Annotated in this window: 1 protein-coding gene; it reads right to left on the bottom strand. The window is 66.2% G+C overall.

The genetic code is table 11. The annotated features are described in order from the left end of the window. The coding region (locus tag AC1RJW_RS29705) for a beta-ketoacyl [acyl carrier protein] synthase domain-containing protein (RefSeq protein WP_493048114.1) at nucleotides 1–734 on the bottom strand (734 nt) is incomplete at both ends.

Genomic DNA, 734 nt, shown 5'->3' with positions numbered 1-734 from the left:
TGCAGCGCCGGTGGCTGCAGTGGCTTGCGCCGCGCCGCGCTTGCCCCGGTCTCCGGCCACGATTCCAGGATGGCGTGCACGTTGGTGCCGCCGTCGGCAAAGCTGTTGATCGCCGCGCTGCGCACCCCGGCGCCGCGCCAGGCGCCGGCGCTGCGCGTGAAATGGAACGGCGAAGCCTGCATGTCGTAGTGCCGCATCGGCTGGTGCCCCGATAAAAACGGCACTTCCAAGCCGTGATGCAGCATCAGCACCACCTTGATGAAACTGGCGATGCCTTCCGCGCACAGCGGATGGCCGATGTTTGGCTTGATCGAGCCGAGGCTGCACGGCGTGCGCTCGGCCGCCCGGTAGACCGCCTCGATGGCTTTGAGCTCCAGCAGGTCCGTCACTTCCGAGCCGGAACCGTTGACCTCGACATGGTCAATCTGTGCCGCCAGCTTGCCGCTGCGCGCCAGCGCTGCTTGCATCACCGCCTTTTGCGCCTGAAAACTTGGCGCCACGGGGCCGGCCGTGCGCCCGTCGTTGTTCACCGCGACCGCCTTGATGGTGGCGTAGATGCGGTCGCCATCGCGCTGCGCCTGGTCGAGGGTTTTTAACAACACCATGCCAATGCCTTCGCCCAGCACGGCGCCGCTGGCGCGGGCATCGAAAATATGGAATTCGCGGCTCAGGATGTCGCGCTGCTCGAATACCTGCAGCGGACCATCCGTATTGAGCAGGCTGACGCCGCCCAC

This window comes from Janthinobacterium sp. GW822-FHT07A03, assembly GCF_058798815.1.
The sequence above is the reverse complement of the archived record's forward strand: the minus strand, read 5'-3'. Positions and strand labels throughout refer to the sequence as shown.